The following is a 25,030-nucleotide window of genomic DNA, read 5'->3' on the forward strand; positions in this document are numbered from 1 at the left end:
GATGTTTGCACATTAAATCTGGTTTTGAACAGGCTGTTTACGCCCTATTATTACTTGATATGCTTCCTGAAAAAGCTGTTTTACCTGGAGAAGCGATTAGCGAACACTTAAGTAATTCGCCTTCCTACTTGCAAAAATTAATTCGTAAGCTGGTCCATGCTGGTATTGTTACGTCAGTCACTGGAGTAAAAGGTGGCTTTAAATTAAGCAAAAATCCGGAGGACATTCAAATATACGATGTGTACGTAGCGATTGAGGGGAATCAATCTATGTACTCATCGAATGGTGTGCTAAGCAGTTTATTACGTATCGATAAAGATGACTGTGAATGCTTATTAGAAAACATCATGCTAGAAGCTGAATCAAACTGGATTAAAACGTTAAAACAAAAGACCATTTCTACTTTGGCAAAGGACTTACAGAGTGGTCCGTTTGATTCTAAAGTGAAGCCGATCGAAAAATGGATACAAGAAAAAATGGTCTTGTAGCTTAAGATCACAGGAGAAGAAAATGAACTCGATCATTAACCATAAAGGATATAAACAAACATTTATTGAGAATAAATTAACGCTAGGCTTAGCTTTTCCGTTAGAAGCACGAACGAGTATGGATATAGGTGAACAAGTTAGACTTGCTCAAAAAGCAGAAGATCTTGGTTTCTCTGCTCTTTTCGTAAGAGATTCACCTTTACACGATCCAAAGTTCGGGGATTCTGGTAATCTCTTTGATCCTTTTGTCTTTCTGTCCTATCTAGCTGCACATACGAAAAAAATTGCACTTGGTACTGCTAGTGTTGTGACTCCTTTAAGGAATCCCTTACACTTAGCGAAATTAGCTGCTTCCTTAGACATTCTTTCAAGTAATAGATTTCTATTTGGAGTGGCAACTGGGGACCGCCCCATTGAATATCCGGCCTTTAAGGTAGAATCAGATGATAAGGGACGATTATTTAGAGAATCAATCGAAGTGATGAAGAAGGTTTGGAGCGAAGACTTTCCGACTATTGAAACGGAAAAAGTGAACCTTACTGTAGGGGATGTATTACCAAAACCAAGTCAATCTCACATCCCTCTCCTTGGGACGGGCTATGCAAACCAGTCGATGGAATGGTTAGCTGAGCATATGGATGGTTTTATGTTCTATATGCAGGAAGGGTTTAGACAGAAGGAACTAATTAAGACGTGGAGAGAACACACGGGTACGTTTAAACCATTTATCCAACCAATTATTTTGGATTTAACAGAAGATCCAAAGAAACCGCCATTTCCAATACCTATTAAAGCTAGTCTAAAAACCGGAAGAAACTTCTTAATAGACTATCTTTATGCATTGCAGGATATGGGAATTAACCACACGATGTTGTACTTGATGCCTGGAAATCGACCAGCTGAAGAAGTGATTCAAGAAATTGGAGAGTACGTTGTACCACTCTTTAACAAAACGAAAGGAGTATTCAAATGAAAGAACTATTAAACAAAATTAACGCATTGGCCAAAAAAGAACGTGAGGTTGGACTAAGTTCTCTTGAAAAAGAAGAGCAGCAACAATTGCGGAAAGAATATATTAAAAATTTTAGAGGACAAGTCTTAAGTACACTCACTGGTTTAACCATTGTAGATCCACTTGGTAATGATGTAACTCCAGAGAAGGTTAAGAAACTAAGTTCAGACAATGAAAAATGAGGATTTTAAGAAATAGTTTGGATTATAATTAGCTCTTTTACAAAAAAACTGAGTCAGAACAGAAAATCACTCTGGAAACACGAACATAGCAATCTATCTGATGCAGGAGAATCCCTCCCACCCGCGGGGTACGACCTCAGCTTCTTACGCGGAACCCCATTGCTACAGAGTCTTCACCGTGAACTTATCCATAGGAGTGTCGGGTTCTCCTTACGCTCGTTTTGAAAATACAAATAGCGAATGATTCAATCGTAGATTCATTCGCTATTTTCATCTACCTCTTGTTAGCCATTTAACATTATTTTATCTATCCTAATAAATGAAAGCTATATTTTAATCTCGAGTTCACCTACTATTTTCTACATTAATTTCCTCTATTCCCCTACAAACGTTTCAGTTTCATTACGAATCTCCTTCATGGCTTTTCAACTTGTGTAATTTCATGTATGATGTCAAAAGAACAAATGGGTACTTTCTGCAAAAGAGAAAGGATGAATGATTTGAAAGAGATAAAGCGAGCGTGTCTTTTAACGATGGCAACGTTTCTGATTGCAAGTCTTGGTTTTAGTCAATTCGCACTTGCTGAAGGATCAGAGGGGCAGACTTTTTTCTATAAGGAACAAACATTATTAACGCCGATCGAAGCAGAATGGTCTTATGAGGGAAAGAATGGTCCTGAATATTGGGAAACGTTAAGTAATGAATATGAAGCATGTGGAAAAGGGGAAGCTCAGTCTCCAATTGATATTGAGACAGAACCGGCTTCTAAATTAGATGTGTCAGATCTTGAGCTATCGTTTGATTACAATGAAACGATCTACTCTGTTGAAGATCATGATGAGATCTTCCAGGCTAATTCATTTGATTTAAATAATAATACACTTACTCTTGATGATGAAGATTATAGATTAAAACAAATTGCCTTACATACTCCTAGTGAGCACACCATTGACGGAGAAGAATACCCACTTGAGATTCAGTTGGTTCATGAGAACGAGGATGAAGAGCAATTAATCATTAGTGTAATGGCTGAGGAAGGTAAAGAAGATAAGGTGCTTAAGAAGGTTTGGATGGCGTTACCTAAAGCGGATGGCGTGGCTAACCGAGCTGTTGACTTCGATGCATCTGAGCTTATTCCGGAATTAGAAAGCCTCTACACGTATGAGGGATCATTAACAACACCACCTTGTACAGAAAATGTGAAGTGGTTTGTGTCAGATGAGCCAATTAGCTTATCTGGAGAGCAGATTGAGGCCGTGCAAAAGGTGTCATCTGAAAATAATCGTCCGGTTCAAGACCTAAACAAACGTGATATCTTAAAAGTACAGCCATAACAAATAGGAGCCACCAAAGAATGTTTTTCTTTGGGGCTTTTTTGGTTCGTATGATTCTTGTAATGGACTTCCTTTGTCTCATAGACTCGTAGTACGCTATACTTTAATAGAAAAGATCAGAATGTTTTTACAATGTAGGGAGGCGTTACGTGTGTCAAAAGTAAAAAAAGCGTATCAGATTGATAAAGAAATTGAGACGGTCTATTCTCATTTGTCAGCTCATCCAGATGTAAAGAAAGGACTAGCCTTTTTAGAGGCTGATCAGGCAAAGACACTACAAGAACAAATTGAATTAGCCCAAATCAGTGCTCCTCCTTTTCAAGAGGAAAACCGAGCACGCGCATTGATGAACAAGTTAGAGGAGCTAGGACTTGAGGAAGTTCAGCAAGATCAGGAAGGGAATGTGTTTGGACGGTTAAAAGGGGAAAGGCGAAGCCCTGCTTTATTTGTTAGTGCCCACATCGATAGCGTCTTTTCTATCGAAACAGACGTGACAGTTACAGAAAAGGATGGCATTTACTACGGTCCTGGAATTACAGACGATGCAAGGGGCCTTGCTGCCTTGTTATCGATTGTCCGCGCATTCAGGCAAACCGGTATCAAACCGGAAGCGGATATCATCTTTGGTGGGACAGTAGGAGAGGAAGGACCAGGAGACTTACGTGGAGTAAAGGCATTTTTTAATGAGCACCCGGAAGTAGAAGGCTTTATTTCTATTGATTCAGTGTCTCCAACTGAAATTGTGTATAAGGGGACGGGAAGCTATCGTTATGAGATTACGTATACAGGTCCAGGGGGACATAGCTTTGGTGCATTTGGTACACCAAGCGCTGTTCACGCAGCAGGGAGAGCCATCTCAGCTATTGCTGACTTAACACCTGCGAAATATCCTAAAACGACATTTAACGTAGGTGTTGTACAAGGGGGAACGATCCCTACCGCAATTGCAGAGGAAGCGAAGCTGTATCTAGATATCCGTTCAAATGGAAAAAAAGAATTAGATGAACTCGACAGTCGCATTCACGTGATCCTACAAGAAGCAGCTGAAATGGAAAACCGCAAAACAGGTCAATATGGTGACGCAGGCATTCGCATAGATATTAACAAAGTAGGTGAACGTCCGGTTGGTGTGCAAGATGATCAAGCGAGAATTGTCCAGACTGCATGGGCTTCTACGGAGCAGTTAGGGCTTGTTCCGACATTGGAGGATGCAGTTAGTACAGATGCGAATCTTCCTATTAGCATCGGTGTGCCGGCATTAACACTTGGCGCAGGTGGTAATGGCGGTGGATATCATTCGTTGGATGAATGGTTTGACCCGACAAACGCTCATTTAGGACCACAAAGAGTGTTCCTGACGATTCTTGGCTTAAGTGGTATCGCTAAAACAACATTACCATTATTACCGGAGAAATAAGATGGATTCCGTTACGCATACGCTTTTTGGTTTGACCACTTACGGAGCTTTAGATAAATCAAAAGTAGATAAGCAGACTAAACGAGCATTGCTTTTTACTGCTTTGTTATCAAGTCAGGCTCCGGATCTAGATGTGGTTGCTAGAGTAACTGAAACCGGTCGGATTATGGACCAGATGTGGCACCGAGGACTGACTCACTCCGTTTTCGTTGCCCCGATCTGGGCCCTTTTGATCTATGCACTAGTTTGGGCCATTTGGCGAAAGAAAGATAAAATGATTTTTTATTTAGCATTTGTAAATGTCATGATTCATATTGGAACCGACTCTCTTAATGCATGGGGAACTGGTTTCTTTGAACCTTTCTCAAATATGAGAGTGAGCATTGGGGTACTACCGATACTCGATTTTGTCATTTGGGGTATATTTCTTGGTGCATACATATATAAGAAAATGAGAAGCAATCAATCAACATATAAGGTCTGGCGTGTGGCATGGATTATTGTATTGGCTCACATTAGCATTCAAACAGCGCAAGGATTATGGATTCACCAGGACGCGCGTAGCACATATGAAGAAACAACGTTGACGGCAAGCTTTTTGCCAGCACACTTCACTGTCCTTGCCAAAGAGGACAATCGCATTCTCATTTATGATCAAACGTTATGGTCAAAGCAGGAAGAGCCCATTGTTATTGAATCAAATGAAGAAGAAGATTTAACACCTTTGTTTGAGGAGAATCCACGAGCTGAAGTCTTAATGACCTGGTCTCCTTTTGTTGTTATCACAACAGATGATGGCAAACTGGGCGTATATGACCCACGTTTTTATCGGGGAGACGGCCCAATGATCTTTGAGTCAATTGATCTGACAAACTAGGAGGGTGTTCAATGAGGGTAGAAATCTTAACACAATGGAACCAACTTGAACCATTCATTGGCTTACTGCAAACAAAAGAGGTGGCTCACAATTTGGCGATTGGCTTAATTAAGAAAAATCAAAAAAGCCATGAGCAGGATCCACTTTATTTTTCTGCCGTCTTCTATGAAAAAGAAGAGCCAGTCTTGCTTATCCTACAAAGTATTGAGGAGCAGGCTATTCTTGCCGTTTTGGGTCAAGTAGCTGAAGAAGAGCTAAAAGATTGTGCGGAGATCTTAGCTAAACACAAATACAGTCTCCCTGGGGTAATGGGTGAAATTCCTTATGCTGATGCATTCTCGCTTCATTATAGCGAGCAAACTAAAACAGCACGAATGCTCCATACCGCTCAACGAATTTATCAACTGCGACATGTGAAGCCTCCGAAAGGGATCCCTGGAGAGTTGAGATTAGCTACAAAAGATGAAACGGAACTTCTAATAAATTGGGCAATACAGTTTGGTGAGGATGCAAATGTTCCACTAACGGAAGACGAAGCACGTGGGCGAGTGGAACGTTTTTTAGGACAACAATCGATGTATGTTTGGGAGTTTGAAGGGAGACCTGTATCAATGGCTGCAACATCTAGACCAACTCAAACAAATATTAATATTTCCTTTGTATTTACACCGGCAAGTGAACGGAAGAAGGGATACGCTTCAGCATGTGTAGCTTCACTTAGTGAAAAAATGCTAGAAGCCGGGTATGAGACCGTTTCACTTTATACAGATCTCGCTAATCCGACTTCCAATCATATTTATCAAGAGATCGGGTATGAAATGGTCGTAAACTCAAAGCTGTATTATTTTCAATCGTAATGGAAAAAAATGAGTAAGGCATAACAGTAAATCACTTATGAAAATATGAACATAGCACAATATCCGCTACAGGAGAATCTCTCGCTTTCCGCGGATACGGCCTCAGCCCCTTTTGCGGGTGGCACCGCTACAATGTCTTCACCACGTATTTAACCGCAGGAGTCTCGGGTTCTCCTTCCGCTCATTTTTGTTAAAGATACGAATGGCGAATGATTCACGTAGAATCATTCGCCATTTTCTAATTGATTTTATGTTATGTCCCACGCTCCTTTTACTATTAGGCCGGAACCTTTTCTTTTGTCACATGGTCTTGCATGATGTTCGCTGAGATAAGTCGCTTGCGAACGGTAATACCGATCCAGCTAGCTAGAAAGGCTTTGATTATCCCAGGGATGATGAATGGAGTCACACCTGCTGCGATCGCTCCAGCCCATGGTAGGGAGGCTGCATATTTTAACCAGATCGTACCGAGAGTTAATGCAAGTGTGGCTGCTAAAGTGTTGGCAATCATGGCGTGAACGAGAGTGAAGGACGTTTTTTCTAAATAATAGCCTGTAATAAATGCAGTAATAATAAAAGCGAAAATGTAGCCACCTGTTGGTCCAAATAAAATATGTACGCCACCTGTTGCTCCAGCAAATACTGGTAAGCCAACAGTACCAAGTAAGACGTAGCAGAGCATCGCTAGTGCGCCTTTACGGCTGCCAAGGATTGTTGCTGCAAGTCCTACAGCAAGGGTTTGTCCACTAATAGGCACAAGTGGAAGAGGGATCTCGAGTTGAGCAAGTACGGCTGTAATGGCTGCGAAAATTCCACAATGGATCAAATCTCTTAGCTTGTTTGATTGTTCATTCACGTCTAGTCACTCCACTTCTCTTTATTGTTAACCTTATTTTATTGAAGGTTAACATAAAAGTGAAGAGAGGTGTTAGCTTTTTTTACACGTTTCAAAACATTTTATCCTTTTTCGTACAAAAAGGGCAGAATCATCAAGTGATGAACTACCCTTAATACGTATATGTTATGTCTGTTCACTGTGATCCGTAGGGTTAGCGAGCGTGATAATTCCAATTACTCCGCATGGTACCGTTAAAAGAAGTGTCGTTAACATGTTGGCACCAATGTAAAAATGGAATAGAAGAAATGCTGCGATGGAAACAACAATATACACGTACCCAACTTTTTTTGAGAAATGAAATGGATTGGCCATTGGAAAACCTCCCCTTTTTTGTTCTATAAAAAGCGTAACACGTTGAAAAGGGAGGATAAAGAGCCACCCTAACCTGATTGTGACAAAAAACAGCCTGTGCACATGCATCAGGCTGTTTACATCTTACATCATCGTTTACGTCTCCGGTCCACATACCAGCCACCTGTTAGCAATAAGCCAGCTATTGTAATTGCACTTGACTCGATAAAGTAAGGAGGGTAATACGAAAAGGTTATTTCGTTTTCTCCATCTTGAAGTGCAACCGCCATAAAGGCAAAGTTAGCCTTTTCGACAGGTACTTTCTCACCGTTTACGTTTGCTGTCCATCCTTTTTCAAAAGGCACTGGAATGGTAAGGTATTCGTTTGAGTTGGCATTTTCAACGGTAAATGACATCTTGCGTCCGTCAATGGAAACAGAGAGATCAGATTCATCTGCACGCTCAACCGCTTCATCTAGCTTCTCGTAGTTTTCTTGGTAGATGGAGAACTGATCGAGTTGGTAGCTTCCTTTACGCATCCGGAAAGAGACGGTCTTATCCATTGGCACACGTATTGTTAAATCATTCACGCCTGTTTTGTAAATAGACTCTCGTGATTTGCGATCGGTCACGTAGTCATTCACCTCAAGCTTAAAGAGCTTGGCTGTCTCTGATTGATTTAAAAGGTGGAAGGATACATAAAGATCACTATCTTCGTCATCTGAAATGGACGTAGGAATCTGTAAATCAAGACCGCCACGATCCTCTGTGATCGTCAGGATTCCATCCTCATATGATCCACCAACCGCCTCAAATTCAACATCTTGAATAAAGTTTTCGTTATTGCTTGGCTCGCTTAACGTGTTATCTGACGGATTCTCCAAAATTACACCGTCCAGCATAGCATGTTCTCTTGTTAACATAGGTTGATCCTGCATTTGCTCCTCACTATAAATCGTTGATGTTACACGAGCAAATGGAAGCATGTTCTGATTTTGATAGACTACATACGATTCATTTTCTTCAAAGGGTTCAAATCCATAAGGTGCATGAATCTCTTGCTCCTTAGGGAAAAGAATATATTTCCCACCAAGTAGGCTATATAAATTTGCTCGATCTCCAAAACCAGAATAGCGACTGACGCTTTCTCGTTTCATATCAATTTGAAGATCATTATAGTAGAAAAAGAGCATGTGCTGATTTAATACACTTGAATAGCTACTAATGCTAGGGAACCCCTGTACCATCCCTGTATTATTCCGCCCGCTTCGGCCGCCAACAACCCATTCAAGTCGTGCTAGTGGATCGTCATCCTGATCCAGCACGGAATGAATCAGATCAACCTGCTCACTTGGTTGATACTCTTCTGTGATAAAGGCAACATTTGCATTGGTTAAGTTTCCAGCCTGTGATAGCTGCTTATCTTGATAGTGGTAAGCAAGTAAAAGCTGGGTCGCAATGACAGAGGTCGCAAGTAATCCAATTGCATACGCTGGTCGCTTCCAAATGACCCATACAAAAGCCAAAAGCATGATCGGAACAAGGAGGAAGAATTCTTTTATCCCGACACGACTTAGTTGAAGGGTTCGGTCTGTCACAAACACTATGATGAACAATAAGAATGTACTAACCGTAGAAAAGATCATTTGTTTTCGCGGCATGTGAGCGACCTTTGATAATGCAACCGACACTGCACCACCTATGGCAAATGAGCCCATGTATTCAAACCGATTCTGAGGAGCGGAGAAGCCATTAAAGACACTGGCTATAATCGGAATGTAGTGCATGATTATAAAAAGCAAAGATAGTACGGCAAAGAACCGAAACATTTTATCCTTGTACAGTGATTTGATAAACACGAATAAAAGAAAGAGTGCGGGTAAGATCAATGTCCGGCTTGTAAAGAAGATATTATCATGTAATGAAACCCAATCAATTGGATCTTCAAAGGGAGGACGATAGTTATTTAAGAACCCGTATACCGCAGGAACAAACGATATCGCTCCGATGGCAAAGCTGAGTAGAATTGAAGGTATGTAGTATTTCACTTGTTCAAGGATGGATGCACGGTCATCCTTGAAGCGAATGAACCAACGCAACAAAACATAGATTGCCACAAACAGGCAGCTCATATAAGCAAAATAAAAGTTATTAAATAAGGCGAGACTTAATCCGAGAATAAACCAGAATGGTTGTTTTTCCCGGATGATTTTTTCGATCCCTAAGACAAGCAAGGGGATCCAAAGATAAGCATCTGCGAAAAATTCCCAAAAAGCTGCGTGTCGATAATACATAACACTACTAGCGTAAAGCAATGCTCCTGTAAACGTAGGAAGGTATCCAAGCTTAAATGTTCTGAAGGCAGCTGTTGTTAAAAGAATGATGATCATCATTCTGAACACACTCACAATTACGCTTGATTGCGCCCAGAAAAGGAGATCAGGACTACTTATAAATGAGAATGTTTCCATCAACCAAACAAAAAACACGGTTGCGAGAAACACCATGTTTGTGGAAAAGTAATAAGCTAGCTGACCGAACGTGCCACTACCAAGTCCAAAGTCATGGGAGTAGAACCACTCTCCATTTGTATAATGTTGATAAAGAAAATGCTTAAACGGAACCATTTGTGAGAGCCCATCATTGGGCCCCACCATAAACCGACCATGTGAAAGTTCTTTTAAGAAGAAAAAATGTGCAAGAATGGCAAAAGCGAGACTTCCAATGATCAGTAACCAAACTGTACTTTTACGTTTCATGTTGAGCTCCATTTTGTTTTAGGATTTTTCCGGTGACAAGAAACGTGACAGGGACCGTGATAAACATCGCAGCAATAGGAGCAATATTACTAGAGAGCGAGAAAAGCTCAACAAAGACAAACACTAAACTGGATGAAACGGTTATATTCACTAGCTGTGTCAGAGGAAACTGAAAGAATTTGCGCCAGGTTGGTTTAACCCCGTAGGTAAAATAACAATTAAGAAAATAGGAAATAACCATGCTAATTAAAATACCAGTGACGTGCGCAATCATATAATAAACATTAAACACATTGTTGAAGAGTAAGAAGATGAGGTAGTAATTCAACGTGTTTACTCCCCCTACAATGACAAACCGAAAAAATTCATTATTTAGCTTTTTCATACCTGATGCCTCGATCCAGATTTGTTTCTTTCACTAAGTAGTGTGGACGCCTTTTGGTCTCATTATAGATACGTCCAATGTATTCTCCGATGATTCCTAAGCTTACAAGCTGAATGCCGCCTAAGGCAAGAATAGCGGAAATTAACGTGAAGTAGCCCGGTACCTCAACGCCTGTTCGCATAATCTGGAAAAAAGTAAAAACAATATAAGCGAGTGAAAATAAAAGAATGCCAGAGCCTGCATATAAGCACAGACGCAATGGTTTCATGTTAAAGGATACGATGCCATCAATTCCGTAATTAATGAGCTTTTGCATCGACCATTTTGATTGACCATTCTTCCGCACAACATTCTCGTAATGAACCACTTTCTGGTCAAAACCAATCCAAGAGAACAAGCCTTTTGAGAAACGGTTTCCTTCACTTAAAACAAGCAGAGCATCAACCGCGCGACGACTTAAAAGACGGAAGTCACCTACTCCATTTTCTAGCTTTACATCAACCACTTTGTTCATTAATTTATAGTACAATGTAGACAATGTACTACGAACAAAGCTTTCACCTTTTCGGTCGCGCTGGGCAATGACTTGATCGTATCCTTCTTCAAAACCAAGCAAAAGCTCATGCACAAGTTCTACAGGGTGTTGAAGGTCGGCATCAATCACAATGAGACAATCACCTTTTGCATGTTGAAAACCAGCTAGAATGGCTGACTCTTTACCGAAATTCCGGGTGAACGATACATATTTAACATTTGAATGCCACTTAGAAAGACGTTGTAGTTCTGTGAGTGTACGGTCAGAGCTTCCATCATCAACAAAGATGACTTCAAGGCGATAGTGAGTGGATGCCACTTCATCTCTCATTGCCCGATAAAAAGCATCGACATTTTCTTCTTCGTTATATGAGGGAACGATAACTGATAATAATGGTTTGTCCATATAAAGGCCTCCTACATGTTATGTTTAGTTCAAATTTGTGGCCATAGAAAAGTAGTGGTAAGCAATAACATAATACCCTTTTTCACAAAAAGAAACCTACATTGCCCCTTGTTAAAAAAACAAAAATTGTGGTGTAAACAAGAGAGAATATGGAGAATGTTTCAATAAAGCCCAAGGGAGGCTCTTACTGTATGAAACAAAAACGTTTAATAATATGTTCAGTACTTGGACTTCTTGTCGCAGGAGGAGTGTGGTGGATGATACATCAAGAGAAGGAGACCATTCGTTCCTTAGCTGAAGACGACTCACTTTTGTTTGGAACGGCTATACGATATCTGCCTTTTTCTGAAGACCCTGACTATCTACATTTGATCAAAAACGAATATAATGCTGTTACAATAGAGAATGAGTTAAAGATGGAACTCATGATGCCTGAAGAAGGAGTCTATGATTTTGAACAGGCAGATGAGATGATTCACTTTGCAGAAGAGAATCAAATAAGCGTTCGAGGCCACACTCTTGTCTGGGAACGAGTCCCCTGGTGGCTTGAGCATGGTAATTATACAGATGCAGAAATCACCAGCTTATTAAAACAGTATGTCCAAACGACAGTTGAGCGATACAAAGGAAAACTGTACGCCTGGGATGTGGTGAACGAGGCATTTGAGTCAGACGGAAGCCTAAAGGATAATTTTTGGTTACGGCACATAGGACCCGACTACATTGCGCTTGCCTTTCAGTGGGCGAAGGAGGCGGATCCTGATGTATTGCTTTTTTATAATGATTACGAAAACGACGTATGGTCTCCTAAAACGGAAGCAGCTCTTACGTATCTCACATCGCTTCGGGGAAGTGGTGTGCCAATTGACGGGATTGGGCTACAAATGCACCTGGATCTTGCCAATGATTTTGAGCCGGAGCAACTTGAAGATGTAATGAATGTGATGGGGCAGGCAGGATTTCTTGTGCACATTACAGAATTAGACATTAAGCTTCAACATAGTGGTGAGGATCTTGAAACCAAAAGGCAAAAGCAAGCTGAACGATATGCAGACATTATGAGCGTATGTCTAGCAAATCATGCGTGCGATACATATATTGTCTGGGGTGCGGCAGACCCTTACAGTTGGATCAGTTCTACAGATGAAGCATCAGCTGATCTGGCCTATCCTCTACTTTTTGACCACGAATTGAAACGAAAGCCAGCATATGAAGCAATCAAAAAGGTTATGAAATCAGAAAAATAGTTTAAAAGGAGCCATTACCTATGATAGAGCCTGATCAGTTTATTGAAAGCCTTTACAGTAAAAGACAACAAACAGCCTTAGAGCCATCTCTAGCCAGAATGGAGCTAGAAAAGCTTCTTGGAGACGTTCCACAAGCAAGTTTAGATGTGGATTTGACCAAACTAGAAACAGTAGAATGCATCGGTTACACAAGAGAACGTTTCCGGTTTAAAGCAAGTGATGATCTATTTATCCCTTTTTATGTGTTAACGCCGCATACCACAAGTCAAACGCAGTTTAAGAGCATTTTAGCGTTGCATGGACATGGGTACGGTAGTAGAGAATTAATTGGCTTAAACGCAGATGATACAGAAGAAGAAGGAGAACCGGGAATACATCGGCAGTTGGCTGTACAGCTCGTACAGAAAGGTTTTAAAGTATTTGCACCTGAAATTCTAGGGTTTGGTGATCGCAGATTTACGAAAGACAAGGAAGAGGATAACAAAAACTCATGCTTCAGTCTAGCGGCTGCTCTGATGATGTCAGGTTCAACCTTAGCTGGCATGAGAGTGTTTGAAGCAAGACGAATGATTGATGTGATGGCTACGTTTCCTGACGTAGATGAAGAACAAGTTGGACTCGTAGGATTTTCAGGTGGAGGACTTGTCTCAGCGTTGGTTTCGGCACTGGATACCAGAGTAAAAGCAACGGTATTAACTGGTTTTGCAAATACATTCAAGGATAGCATTCTTGATCGTAACCACTGCTTAGATAACTACATACCGGGCATCCTCTCTATAGGAGAGCAGCCGGATATCCTTCGACTCGTTGCCCCAAGAGCTTTGTTTTTAGAGGCAGGAGACGAAGATCGTGTGTTCCCGCTACGTGGAGTGAAGACAGCCATTGAACAGGTTGAAGCGGTGTATAAGGAAAACAATATGCAGGATCAATTTGACTATGATATCTTCTCAGGTGGTCATATTATTAACGGGCGTACATTTATTGATTGGTTTGAGCGGGTGTTGGTGAGTTGAAAACACAGAAAAGAGACTGAAACAAAACTATAAATCAACTAGAAAATGGCGAATGATTCTACGATCGAATCATTCGCCATTCGTTTTTTTTATTATTTGGTGAGACGAGCGTAAGGAGAACCCGAGACTCCTACTGAACAGAACGCGGTGAAGACACTGTAGCGGTGCTTTTCCCGCGGAGGGGGCTGCCGTTCACGGCGGGTGCGAGGGATTCTCCTGAAGCGGATTTATTGCTATGTTCGTGTTTTACTATCCACATAAATGTTATGTCCCAGTCTCTTTTCATTTTGAGGAATAAGTCTGTTTATTCACTTAAATCTTCTTGCTAAACCCCGTACTTTTAGCCTGAAAGCCCATTTTTTCATAGAAGGCATGCGCTGCTGCTCGTTCGGCGCGGTTCCCACTGTTTAACACCAGGGTGTTGATACCCTGCGTTAGAGCCCATTCCTCAATGGCTTCAATTAATGCTTTTCCCACACCGTTTCTCCGCTCATTTTCATCAACTACAAAGGCAACGATTCGAACGTATTGACCAGTTGCCTCATAAAAAAGACCACGATGTAAGCCGGCAAAGCCGATACATTGATTGTTTGATTCTACAACCAATGTATGATAGTCAGCATTCTTTGATAGCGTGTCAAACCTAAGAATTAGGTCTGCCTCAGTGGTTGGATAACCAAGCTGTTCCATTAAATGAACTAATTTTTGAGGATCGTTTTTGTCTATCGGTCTAATATTCAAAGTGGGGCTCCTTTCTTTAACTCGCTTCATTTTTCTGAAGACGGTACATTTGTGCATACGATCCGTCGAGCTTCATGAGTTCATCGTGATTTCCTTGTTCTACAATCTCACCACGATTTAATACTAAGATCTGATCGGCATCCTGTATGGTAGACAGTCGGTGTGCAATGATAAATGTAGTCCGACCCGTCTTTAAGGATTCCATACCCGTTTGAATAAGTCCTTCTGTTTCCGTATCAATACTTGAGGTGGCTTCATCTAAAACAAGGATAGCAGGGTCGGCAACGAGGGCACGCGCAAAGCTGATCAATTGTCTTTGGCCACTAGAAAGGGTATTTCCTTTCTCCTGTACTTCTTCATCAAGTCCGTTTGGCAAGCTGTTAAACAGCTCCGTCCCTCCAACTAAATCAATCGCGCGTTCAATTTGCTCTCTTGTGATATCAGGGTTCTCCATTGCTACATTTGAAGCAATCGTTCCGGTGAAAAGATACGGTTCCTGTAACACAATTCCCATGTGCTCTCGTAAGCCTTGTGGAGATATGTCTTTTGTACTCTTACCATCAATCAGGATTTCACCTTTTTGACAGTCGTAAAAACGGAAGAGTAAATTCATGATGGAGCTTTTACCGGATCCCGTATGTCCAACGAGCGCAACGGTTTCCCCAGGCTCGGCTTTAAATGTTAAATCTTTTAAAACATATTCCTCGTCTTTGTACGCAAATGATACATGATTAAAAGCCACTTCGCCATGAGGTCGATCAATCACTGAATCATCGACATCACTGCCGTCTTTATCCATTAATTCAAACACGCGGTCACCAGATACACGCGCTTGCTCTAAATTAGCTAACTGATTCACAATTTGGCTAACCGGCTCAAACAAACGGTTTACGTAATCAACAAACGCATAGATGACTCCAAGTGTTAAGAAGCTAGACCAGCCTCCGCCTCCAGTACCACCCATGATTACAACAATCAACGCAACAAAAACAAGGTTTCTAAGCACACCTGTTAAGTTATGAGACGTTAAGGAATTTAAGCGAAGCATGTTTGTTTGGAATCCGTAGTGCTCCTTATTTAAGCGCTCAAACTCTGTGGATTGCTGATTCTCTCGATTAAATGCCTGAATGATTGGCATGCCTTGAATATTTTCATTCATGGCCGCATTAATTTCACTAATCTTTGATCGGATGTTTCGGTTGTAGTTAACGGAATACTTCCGGTAAAGCTTCATCCAAAGATATAGGATAGGAAGCAAGACAAGTGTAATCAGACCAAGCCTTACATCTAATAGGAATAAGGCAATGTACACCCCAATAATTGAGATGGCACTTGAGAAGAAGTTAGCCAAAACCGTCATATATAATTCGCGAATGGCTTCGGTATCATTTGTCACCCGAGATACGATTTTACCCGCTGGAAGATGGTCAAAAAATCGAACGGGTAAGCGGGACAAATGATTAAATGCATCTGTACGAATTCGCTGAATGATGCGGTTTGCTGACTTTTGCAGCAAGTATCTTTGACCGTATTGGAAAAAGGAAGAGCCTACGATCAGAGCGAGATACAGCCCAAGCAACATCATAATCGGTCGAATCTCCGGCTGATAAAAAGCCATAACCTCATCAGTTGAGAGAGTTTGAGCTGCTGCTTCAAACGTACCGTCTGCATTTGTTACTTGAAGCAGTCCGTCTTGATACCTAAATTCTCCGTCTGGTAATGGGTCTGATGTAACATAAAAGTCTAAGCCGTCTTGATGAATGTAGATGGCTTCACCAGTTTGATCGGCAGAGGATACATTACCACTGCGCGTATACGTTGTTCCTTCGTATTCAACAGATTGAGTTCCGCCCTCTGTCACATACCATGCTTCATCAATACTTGAAATGTGGTTATCAATGATCGTCTTAGCGATGAATGGACCGGTTAAAGAAGCGGCTACCGACACGCTTAGTAGGAGCAAGGCAATGATGATCGTGTTTTTACTTGTAAGTGCGTATTGATATAAGCGTTTCTCTGTACTCATAATTACACCTCCTGTTCCATTCCTCTTGTTTGTTCCCGAACCTGTTCAAAATACCAGCCACGTTCGTTCATTAGTTCGTTATGAGTGCCAAGCTCAGCTTTTTCCCCGTCTTCTAGAACCAGGATCTGATCTGCTTGTTCAACTGCTGACATTCGGTGAGCGGTAATAATGGTTGTTAAACCTTGTCGCACCTCACGTAAGTTCGTGATGATCTTTGCTTCTGTTTTTGCATCGACCGCTGATAGTGAGTCATCTAAAATTAAGATCGGTGGCGCTGCGATAAGTGCACGAGCAATTGAAATTCGTTGCTTCTGTCCTCCTGATAAAGAGACGCCATTCTCTCCAACGAGTGTATCAAGCCCATCGGGTAGGAAGGCTAAATCCTGTTCAAAGGCAGAGATCCGAATGGCTTCATCAAGTTCATGGTCAGTCGCCTCAGGCTTACCAAATAGAATGTTTTCTCGGACTGTTTTTGAAAACAAGATATGGTCCTGCGGGACGTAACCAATCTTCTGGCGTACCTGCTCCTTGCTTTGATCCGTAATGGACTGTTTTCCGACACGAACCTCGCCAGTTCCTGCTGGGTAGTATTTTAGTAGTTGTTTAATAAACGTCGATTTCCCACTACCTGTTTTTCCAACAACACCAATGGTTTCTCCTGATTGAATCATAATGGAGAGTTCCTTTAATTGTTTCTGACTGGAGGAAGGATAACCGAATGTGACCTGATTAAATGTTACATTGGCTAGTGGGTCTTCTTCAGTTGAATGAATAGGATCGGGTACAGCTTGATCGACCGCTAGTGTTTGATCGACTCGCTGCAAAGAAGCCGCCCCTCGTTGCATAATGTTAATTAATTCTCCAATCGCAAACATCGGCCAAATCATCATGCCAAGATACACATTAAAAGTAATCAGCTGACCGAGCGTAATGGTCTGAGCAAACACAAGGTACGAACCATATCCAAGACCAATCACATAGCTTAGCGCAACAACAATGTTAACGACAGGCTCAAAAAACGATTCAATTTTAGCAACCTCAAGATTGCGTTTATACACGTCTTCACTCATGTTTAAGAACTTATTCTCATCATGACGTTCCCGTCTAAACGCTCGAATGACTCGCATCCCGGCTACGGATTCTAGTACGCGCCCGTTAAGAGATCCAAATGCTTCTTGCGCCTTTGTAAAACGGGCGTGGATTTTTATCCCAAGGATCGAGATCATGATTCCAATCAAAGGAAGAGGGAGGACCGCTGCTATAGTCAGCTTCCAGTCCACAAGGATCATCATGGCACCTAGGATAATAAGCATAAACACAACGGAATCAACTAGAGTTAAAATACCGAAGCCAGCCGTCATACTTACCGCTTTTAAATCATTTGTTCCTTGGGCCATTAAGTCTCCTGTTTTTCGTTTTTCATAGAATGGAATGTCCATTCGCAATAAATGATTCATAAATCGTGAGCGTAATTTTCGTTCAACAAGTAGGGCCCCTCCAAAGAGTTTGGACATCCAAATGTACGTCAGGCCGTAACTGGAAATAGCAATGACAAGAAAGACACCGATGTACATAAACCCTTTTTCTACAGTAAGCGCATCACCCTGAAAGTCATCGACGATCAGACCGAGCAATCGTGCAGGCATTAAATCGATAAAACTCACAATGATAAGTAGAATAATAGCGACGGTATACCGCCTCCATTGCTCTTTAAAAAACCAAGACAACTGACTAAACACACGCAACACGAGCAACACATCCCCTGCAATTTAAGTAAAATGACAAAACAAAAAGGAGCACCGCTATACACGGTACTCCTGAATAAATGAGTTCATTGTAAGCTGTTTTGACACACAGCTCACCTACATCCTACTGGTTAGGAAGAAATAAATGTAGTATGGGCGGAGCTGTGCGAGTATGAAATTAGTGTGTGATGTGGATGATGTACGTTTTCCATGACTCTTCGCTCCTTCCTTTTAATATCTTGAATGTTTTTAATCTTCTTCATTCTAACCAGACTCCTTCCAGTTAGCAACAGTTTTTTACAATATTGCTCGCAAAAATGTTCTTGCAAACATCGACAGAGTGAGTTAAGGTTTAATTGAGAATGATTATTAGTGAGCTATAACTAGGAGGAACATAGATGAAGATTGATGAAGTTATTCGAAATAGACGTTCCATTACAAGCTTTAAACCAGATCCGGTATCTACAGAGGAAATCATTGATTTACTTGAAGTGGCGAAATGGGCTCCAAATCATAAGATGACTGAGCCATGGCGCTTCCTTTTATATAATGGAGAAGGCACAGAAACATTTGTTCAAGCTTTTATTGATGCACAGCCAGCTCCAAATGGAGAGGTGTCAGAAGGTGTAAAAAGAAAGGCAGATCATTTTCGCTCGATCCCAGCTCATCTGGTCGTCGTTATGCCAGAGGATCCTCGCCAAAAAACTTGGGATGAAGATCATGCAGCTGTCAGTGCACTGATTCAAAACTTCCAACTAGCAGCCTGGGCTCGTGACATTGGCATGATCTGGCGTTCTAATGATTGGATTTACAACCCAGCTTTCAGAGAAAAAATTGGCGTGAAGCCTGGTGAAAAAATCGTTGCGACATTGATGCTTGGATATATTAAAGATGTACCTAAAGCGAAGAAACGTACCGATATTCGTGAGATGCTGACGATTATTGATCAACACCAATAAAGGGATGTGACCGACTGATTCTGAATGAGAATCAGTCGGTTTTTTTGTATGGAGTGTATTTGGATGTACTTATGTGAGATACCGATGTAATTATGTAAATGTTCTTAGTAAGGACCTACAAGAATTTCTTTGACAAAAAACGCCAAAAACTCAATAAGAATATGATAAACTGTTTTCAGATACATAGATTGATTACTTTAGGCATCGAAAGGTGAGATAGACATGCGTCATACAAGAAAAGGTTTAATTGTGACAGGTCTTGCAACAAGCCTCCTATTAACAGGTTGTTTTGGGGATGAGCCTGATCCAAAAGAAACGCTGAATGCATTTTTAGAGAATTGGTCAGCTGAACAATATGAAGAAATGTACGCAAAGCTTGATGAAGCTACAAAACAGAATATCTCTCAGGATGAATATATAGAACGCATGACGACACTATATGAACAAATGCAGGCAAATGCACTGCAACTGGAAGCGGTTTATCCAGAAGACGCGGAGGAGAACGAGCCGGAAGAGGGTGTTTATACCGTTCCTTTAAATGTGGAGATCACAACGTCAATTGGTGAGCTTGCGTTTGAAGAAGAGATCTCGTTAACTCTTGAAGAGCAAGAAGAGGGGGAAAACTGGGTCGTTAATTGGCAGGATACTCTCGTCTATCCTTCATTGTCTGAAGGAGGCGGATTTGAGCTTGCTTCCATTCAGCCCACTCGTGGAGAGATTTTTGATCGGAACGGGAATGGACTTGCGGTTAATGGTGAGGTATTGCAGATTGGTAGTGTGCCAGGAAGAATTGAGGACCGAGAAGACTTTGTCAGTGAGTTTTCTGAAGTCACTGGCGTATCACGTGAAACGATTGAGTCAAGGCTTGATCAATCTTGGGTAACGGACGAAGCGTTTGTACAAATTCACTATGCTCCAGCTTCTCAAATTGACTGGGCTCAAGAGGAATTAAGAGATGGTATTCCTGGTGCAAGCTACGAAGTTCATGAGGGCCGCGAATACCCATACGGAGAAAGTGCCGCTCACATAACTGGATACATTCGTGATATTACAGCGGAGCAGCTTGAGGAATATAAAGATCAGGGCTACGGGCCAAACGATAAGCTAGGCCAAACGGGACTTGAGCGGGCATACGAAGAGCGACTTCGTGGCAAAAGCGGTGGCGTTCTCTATACAACCAATGATGGAGAGAGAGAAGAGGCTATTTTAGAGACGGAAGCGGAGGATGGAGAAGACATTACACTGACGATCGACATGGAGTTACAACAGGAACTATCTGATGAAATTGGAGATGATTCAGGTACGGCGACAGCGATCCATCCAACAAATGGTCAGGTGCTGGCACTCGTTAGTAAGCCTACATTTGATCCGAATTTAGCAGCAGTTGGCTTTACACAAAGGCAACGTGAAGATATAGACACACAGGATAACCCGCAAATGAATCGTTTTGCACAAACCTATTCACCAGGATCAACATTTAAGCTATTAACAGCGGCTATGGGTCTTGAAGCGGGTACGCTTGATCCGAATGAAACGATGGATGTAAACGGAAAAAGCTGGCAGCCAGAAGGATCTGATTGGGGTGGCTATGAGGTCACGCGTGTTAATGATTACGGTGAGCCAATTGATCTTCGTAAGGCACTAGTGTATTCAGATAATATCTACTTTGCACAACAGGCTTTGAATTTAGGGGAAGAGGAATTTACAAATCGGGCCAATGAATTTGGCTTTGGTGAAGATCTTCCCATCCCATTGTTCCATACGTCTTCATTAACGGCTGAAGGCAGTATGACAAATGATATTCAACTGGCGGACAGTGGGTATGGACAGGGTCAAATCCAGATGAATCCTCTTCATCTTGGGTTAACATTTACAACATTAGTGAATGAAGGAAACATGATTAAACCAGTTCTTGAGCTTGATGAGGAATCAGGAATGTGGAAAGAGGGACTCATGACACCAGAACATGCGGAGCTACTTCAGCAGGATCTAGTTGATGTCCTTGAAGATTCAAAGGGAACAGCAAAAGCTGCAGCAGTTGAGGGTGTTCGAATTGCTGGTAAAACGGGAACAGCTGAACTGAAGGCGACAAAAGATAAGCCAGGACAGGAGCACGGTTGGTTTGTCGCACTTGAAGCAGACGAGGATCCTGAGCTACTTGTTGTGATGATGATTGATGATGTGAGTGATAAGGGAGGAAGTGGATACGTAGTTGATAAAGTCGCTTCCATTCTAGAATCAAATCTTCGTTAAGTCAGTCACTTTTCTTAGGCAAATAGCATAGCATACATGGATTGCCCTAACAGGGAGGGAAGTACATGTATCCAATGAATCAATCAAGACAATTCAGACGTCCCGGGTATGGCCGTCCTCCATTTGGAGGTTTTGGAGGGTTCGGTGGTGGATTTGGCGGCGGGTTACTAGGTGGATTCTTAGGAGGATTTGCTGGAAGTACGCTTTTCCAGCCTCAACCATACGGTTATTATTATCCTCCTTATCCGTATCCCTACCCGCCATACTCACCGTACCCTTATCCATATTACCGGTCATAGTAAAAAGGCTGTCAGCATACTGACAGCCTTTTTTTAGCAATAACCGACTCCACCAATAATAACGAATAGGATGAAGAGAAGAACGATTAATGCAAAGAAGAATCCTGTATTTCCGCCTTTTTTGTAACCAGGGTAGCCACAAGGCTGACAAGGAGCTCCGTACCCGTAGTATGGTTGACCATAGAAGGGCTGAGCGTATCCTCCACCATAGTATCCCATATGAATAAACCACCTTTCCTTTTAGTACAACATATGGAATGGTTACGTGTATGGTGTGCGCAAAACGAAGAATTGGGCGAGCTATTAACTAGTTTTGAAAGTACACTTGGGTTCCATCATGAATTGCGTTCGCTGCGTTTTCTCTAAAGCTTGACGATTTCATCCGATCTGCTTCACCGGCATTTGTAATGAAACCGAGCTCGAGTAGAACTGCAGGCATTGCTGTATTGCGTAACACACTAAAATTGGCATCCTTTACACCGCGATCGCGAGTGCCTAGGTGACTTACAAGCTCGTTTTGAATATTCCCCGCCAGGCGTCGGCCATTTGTGCTTGTTGGAAAGTGATACGATTCCGTTCCAGTAGCACTTGTCGCCGCGGCTGCATTTGCATGAATACTAACAAAGATATCTGCATTTGCTCGGTTTGCAATGGCGGCTCGTTCTTCAAGGGCGATAAATTGATCAGATGACCGTGTCATGATGACGTTGGCTCCAGACGCTCGAAGCTTGTCCGCTGCTCGTTGTCCAACATCTAGAACAACATCTTTTTCTTGAAGTCCGTTTGCAACGGCTCCTGGATCATTTCCGCCATGACCTGGATCGATAACAATGGTTTGTCCAGATACGGAGGCTGAACTTCCTCCATTTGAGGAACCAGATGAAAGGTATTCAGTTGCTATGTAACCAGTTTGTCCATTATAATCAATCGATGCCCAACCACTTGCGACATCAACATATGTAACTTCTTCTCCTCGTGATAATGATCCGATAATCTTACTGGATGTAGAAGGTTCGGCACGAACGTTTAACGTACTCCCTACATCAACAACCCCAGTTTGTGAAGCGTGTGCTAAAACGGGTGCTACTATCGATCCGATCATAAATAATAAGAATAGTAGCCCGACAAAACGGCTTAATTGTTTCACAGATTCAACTCCTTTTTCGCTTTAATATGAGAATGTGGGTTCATTATACAGAACCATGTGATGGTTTCAAAGAATGCGAGAAACGTAGTAAAAACTCACAAAGAGTCGAAAGTCCTGCTTTGTTTCGCTTTGCGTGTCAAGTTAAAAGCTTGTAACAGAAAAGCGGTTTGAAGAGGGAAACGGCTTTGAAGGATACGATTGAATATTGGGAAAAAGGAGAAGGGATCGACACCTGCTTCAAGAACTATAAATAAACAGTAATTGGATATTAGAATATACAAAAGAACGGTTTTAAAAAAATCAGCGAAACCGCATGATTTTTAACTATTAGAGGATGTGTGGAGATGTATGTGAAGGTTACTCTTTACTTGTTAATTGGATTAGCTGTTTTATATATTCTTTTTTTACAGATTAAAATTTATCAACATAGTCACCAAGAACTTCCTGACGAAGCAGATTACTTAATTATTCTTGGAGCAAGAGTAAAAGTAGAGAAGCCATCGTTAAGTCTTCAATATCGAATTGATGCAGCTGCTGAGTATCTGCTTGAAAATAAGCAAACCATTGCAATCGCATCCGGTGGACAAGGACCTGATGAGGGGATATCTGAAGCATTGGCGATTAAGCGTGGACTTGTTCTGCTAGGAGTCGAGGAGGAACGTATTTACTTGGAGGATCGTTCAACGTCTACATATGAAAATCTTGAGTATTCAAAGGAATTCATTGATGACTCGCACTCAAAAGGGATTGTGGTGAGTAACAGCTTTCACTTATATCGAGCTGTTCTTATGGCCGAAGAACAAGGTCTCGATGTAACAGGACTTCCAGGCAAAACTCCAAGAATTGCAGTGATACAAATGCATGTAAGAGAATATGCAGCCTTAACGAAACTGTATCTTGATTTGTTGTTGAAATAGTTAAAAGAAGAGAAGAGTCTGGGACATAACTAAAATTAAACGCAAAACTGGCGAATGATCCAATCGTTGAATCATTCGCCAGTTTTTTTTTGCAAAAATGAGCGGAAGGAGAACCTGAGACTCCTGCGGTAAAATACGTGGTGAAGACACTGTAGCGGCGCATTTTCCGCGAAAGGGGCTGAGGCCGTATCCGCGGAAAGCGAGGGATTCTCCTGTAGCGGGTATTTTGCTAAATTCGTGTTTTGTCGATCATCTCACCGACATGGGAAGATGTATTGTAAACTGATCTTTCTCCGAGTCAGTGTCCCGATAAAAATTGTACTGATCAAGATATGGAGAATAGGTTTTAACGGTTACCTCTGTGCTATTTGTTGGAATGGATAAAAGGCGCAGATAGCCTTGACCACCCATAGGCCCACTTTGGTAATCAGCCAGTAGCTGATATACAGTACGATCTGGCTTGCCATCTCCATCATCATCAAAGCGATCCACTTTCTTATTCGCACCGTGATAGTGCCCACATAATACAACGTGAATCGAAGCGTGTTTCGCGACAAGTTCTTTGAAAAGAAATTCGCCTTGTTCAGAACGGGCTCCATCTGCTTTTAAATACTCATGTACATTTAAAAACGCGATTCGTTCTGGGTATTTATTAAGAACTGAATGAGCCCATTCAAGATCCTTCTCAGTCATACCCCATCCTAAATAAAGCATGAGTAAGTCTCGGTCTCCAGCTGTGACAAGGTCAAAATGATTTCGGTTATTTTGACTTGATCCTGCAAATTCCTTCTGATGCTTAAATCGTTTATCGCCAAAGTAATGGGTAAATTTCTCATAGTCAACTCTAGAATGACCAACATCATGATTTCCGGCGAGAACACCGTAAGGAATCGGTGAATGATCAAGCTTTTTTAAGGCTTTATGCGCCGTTTTCCATTGATCCTTTTCTTGATATTGGTCAATAATATCACCTGTGTGAACAGCATATTTAATTTGATGGGGGACTTGATTTTCCTTTATCCAGTCTGTCATCTTAAAAAAAATCTCTGGATATTCTTTGGAATAATATTGTGTATCCGTCATCCAGACAATGGTGTCGGATGTTGAGCTTGCTTCTGCGTGATCCACTGATGATTGACATATTGTAATCATGCTCACAATAAAGAAAATTAAGCAGATACGACTTCCTAAAAGCGTAATCTTTTTCAACCCTGCACCTCCTATTCATGACCTTAGGATGAGC

Annotated in this window: 24 protein-coding genes; 13 read left to right on the top strand and 11 right to left on the bottom strand. The window is 41.6% G+C overall.

The window, feature by feature from the left end:
• Positions 1–5: 5 nt before the first annotated feature.
• From NSQ54_04695 to NSQ54_04725, 7 genes are all read left to right on the top strand, one after another.
• Positions 6–488 carry an Rrf2 family transcriptional regulator gene (locus NSQ54_04695; GenBank protein WYP27409.1) on the top strand — a complete coding sequence of 161 codons (483 nt, stop codon included), beginning with the start codon at positions 6–8 and terminating at the stop codon, positions 486–488.
• A gap of 22 nt (positions 489–510) precedes the next feature.
• Positions 511–1,461: an LLM class oxidoreductase gene (locus tag NSQ54_04700; GenBank protein ID WYP27410.1), complete on the top strand. Its 951-nt coding sequence runs from the start codon at positions 511–513 to the stop codon at positions 1,459–1,461.
• Complete coding sequence (locus NSQ54_04705) at positions 1,458–1,682, top strand: DUF896 domain-containing protein (protein ID WYP27411.1); 225 nt, start codon at positions 1,458–1,460, stop codon at positions 1,680–1,682. The genes NSQ54_04700 and NSQ54_04705 overlap by 4 nt, the downstream gene beginning before the upstream one ends.
• Before the next feature lie 500 nt (positions 1,683–2,182).
• Positions 2,183–3,016, top strand: coding sequence for a carbonic anhydrase family protein (locus tag NSQ54_04710; GenBank protein WYP27412.1), 834 nt, complete (start codon positions 2,183–2,185; stop codon positions 3,014–3,016).
• A gap of 151 nt (positions 3,017–3,167) precedes the next feature.
• Positions 3,168–4,433, top strand: a complete 1,266-nt coding sequence (locus NSQ54_04715; GenBank protein ID WYP27413.1) for a M20/M25/M40 family metallo-hydrolase — start codon at positions 3,168–3,170, stop codon at positions 4,431–4,433.
• A 1-nt stretch (position 4,434) separates the two neighbouring features.
• Positions 4,435–5,310: a metal-dependent hydrolase gene (locus NSQ54_04720; GenBank protein ID WYP27414.1), complete on the top strand. Its 876-nt coding sequence runs from the start codon at positions 4,435–4,437 to the stop codon at positions 5,308–5,310.
• A gap of 11 nt (positions 5,311–5,321) precedes the next feature.
• Positions 5,322–6,167: a GNAT family N-acetyltransferase gene (locus NSQ54_04725; protein ID WYP27415.1), complete on the top strand. Its 846-nt coding sequence runs from the start codon at positions 5,322–5,324 to the stop codon at positions 6,165–6,167.
• Positions 6,168–6,444: 277 nt separating this feature from the next.
• On the opposite strand, the gene NSQ54_04730 is transcribed toward NSQ54_04725, so the two are convergent.
• From NSQ54_04730 to NSQ54_04750, 5 genes are all read right to left on the bottom strand, one after another.
• Positions 6,445–7,023: a biotin transporter BioY gene (locus NSQ54_04730; GenBank protein WYP27416.1), complete on the bottom strand. Its 579-nt coding sequence runs from the start codon at positions 7,021–7,023 to the stop codon at positions 6,445–6,447.
• A 165-nt stretch (positions 7,024–7,188) separates the two neighbouring features.
• Positions 7,189–7,377: a hypothetical protein gene (locus NSQ54_04735; GenBank protein WYP27417.1), complete on the bottom strand. Its 189-nt coding sequence runs from the start codon at positions 7,375–7,377 to the stop codon at positions 7,189–7,191.
• Positions 7,378–7,505: 128 nt separating this feature from the next.
• Positions 7,506–10,115 carry a YfhO family protein gene (locus tag NSQ54_04740; protein WYP27418.1) on the bottom strand — a complete coding sequence of 870 codons (2,610 nt, stop codon included), beginning with the start codon at positions 10,113–10,115 and terminating at the stop codon, positions 7,506–7,508.
• Positions 10,105–10,500, bottom strand: coding sequence for a GtrA family protein (locus NSQ54_04745; GenBank protein ID WYP27419.1), 396 nt, complete (start codon positions 10,498–10,500; stop codon positions 10,105–10,107). Before NSQ54_04745 ends, NSQ54_04740 begins: the two co-directional genes overlap by 11 nt.
• Positions 10,484–11,440, bottom strand: a complete 957-nt coding sequence (locus NSQ54_04750; GenBank protein WYP27420.1) for a glycosyltransferase family 2 protein — start codon at positions 11,438–11,440, stop codon at positions 10,484–10,486. Before NSQ54_04750 ends, NSQ54_04745 begins: the two co-directional genes overlap by 17 nt.
• A 191-nt stretch (positions 11,441–11,631) precedes the next feature.
• On the opposite strand from NSQ54_04750, the gene NSQ54_04755 reads away from it, so the two are divergent.
• Positions 11,632–12,687 carry an endo-1,4-beta-xylanase gene (locus tag NSQ54_04755; GenBank protein WYP27421.1) on the top strand — a complete coding sequence of 352 codons (1,056 nt, stop codon included), beginning with the start codon at positions 11,632–11,634 and terminating at the stop codon, positions 12,685–12,687.
• A gap of 20 nt (positions 12,688–12,707) precedes the next feature.
• Positions 12,708–13,700 carry an alpha/beta hydrolase family protein gene (locus NSQ54_04760; GenBank protein WYP27422.1) on the top strand — a complete coding sequence of 331 codons (993 nt, stop codon included), beginning with the start codon at positions 12,708–12,710 and terminating at the stop codon, positions 13,698–13,700.
• Between the two features lie 312 nt (positions 13,701–14,012).
• On the opposite strand, the gene NSQ54_04765 is transcribed toward NSQ54_04760, so the two are convergent.
• The 3 genes from NSQ54_04765 to NSQ54_04775 are packed head-to-tail and all read right to left on the bottom strand — an operon-like array spanning position 14,013 to position 18,215.
• A complete protein-coding gene (locus NSQ54_04765) occupies positions 14,013–14,441 on the bottom strand; it encodes a GNAT family N-acetyltransferase (GenBank protein ID WYP27423.1) in 429 nt (142 codons plus the stop codon).
• 16 nt (positions 14,442–14,457) lie between these two features.
• Positions 14,458–16,467: an ABC transporter ATP-binding protein gene (locus NSQ54_04770; GenBank protein WYP27424.1), complete on the bottom strand. Its 2,010-nt coding sequence runs from the start codon at positions 16,465–16,467 to the stop codon at positions 14,458–14,460.
• Between the two features lie 2 nt (positions 16,468–16,469).
• Complete coding sequence (locus NSQ54_04775; protein ID WYP27425.1) at positions 16,470–18,215, bottom strand: ABC transporter ATP-binding protein; 1,746 nt, start codon at positions 18,213–18,215, stop codon at positions 16,470–16,472.
• Positions 18,216–18,610: 395 nt separating this feature from the next.
• On the opposite strand from NSQ54_04775, the gene NSQ54_04780 reads away from it, so the two are divergent.
• The 3 genes from NSQ54_04780 to NSQ54_04790 all read left to right on the top strand — a co-directional run bounded on the left by NSQ54_04780 (position 18,611) and on the right by NSQ54_04790 (position 21,723).
• Positions 18,611–19,171, top strand: a complete 561-nt coding sequence (locus NSQ54_04780; GenBank protein WYP27426.1) for a nitroreductase — start codon at positions 18,611–18,613, stop codon at positions 19,169–19,171.
• Between the two features lie 222 nt (positions 19,172–19,393).
• Positions 19,394–21,424, top strand: coding sequence for a penicillin-binding transpeptidase domain-containing protein (locus tag NSQ54_04785; protein ID WYP27427.1), 2,031 nt, complete (start codon positions 19,394–19,396; stop codon positions 21,422–21,424).
• A 65-nt stretch (positions 21,425–21,489) separates the two neighbouring features.
• The gene (locus tag NSQ54_04790) at positions 21,490–21,723 is read left to right on the top strand and encodes a hypothetical protein (protein ID WYP27428.1); all 234 of its coding nucleotides are present in this window, start codon (positions 21,490–21,492) and stop codon (positions 21,721–21,723) included.
• A gap of 33 nt (positions 21,724–21,756) precedes the next feature.
• Here NSQ54_04790 and NSQ54_04795 read toward each other — a convergent pair whose 3' ends face one another.
• Positions 21,757–21,942 carry a sporulation protein YjcZ gene (locus NSQ54_04795; protein WYP27429.1) on the bottom strand — a complete coding sequence of 62 codons (186 nt, stop codon included), beginning with the start codon at positions 21,940–21,942 and terminating at the stop codon, positions 21,757–21,759.
• 88 nt (positions 21,943–22,030) lie between these two features.
• Entirely contained in the window at positions 22,031–22,870 is an 840-nt protein-coding gene (locus tag NSQ54_04800) for an N-acetylmuramoyl-L-alanine amidase (protein ID WYP27430.1), read from the bottom strand.
• Positions 22,871–23,214: 344 nt separating this feature from the next.
• Between NSQ54_04800 and NSQ54_04805 the strand changes: the two genes are divergently transcribed.
• Entirely contained in the window at positions 23,215–23,787 is a 573-nt protein-coding gene (locus NSQ54_04805) for a YdcF family protein (GenBank protein WYP27431.1), read from the top strand.
• Positions 23,788–24,036: 249 nt separating this feature from the next.
• Here the strand turns inward: NSQ54_04805 and NSQ54_04810 are convergent, their stop codons facing one another.
• Complete coding sequence (locus tag NSQ54_04810; GenBank protein WYP27432.1) at positions 24,037–24,996, bottom strand: metallophosphoesterase; 960 nt, start codon at positions 24,994–24,996, stop codon at positions 24,037–24,039.
• Between the last annotated feature and the right edge of the window lie 34 nt (positions 24,997–25,030).

It is taken from the genome of Alkalihalobacillus sp. FSL W8-0930, assembly GCA_037965595.1.
Lineage (GTDB): Bacteria > Bacillota > Bacilli > Bacillales > Bacillaceae_D > Alkalicoccobacillus.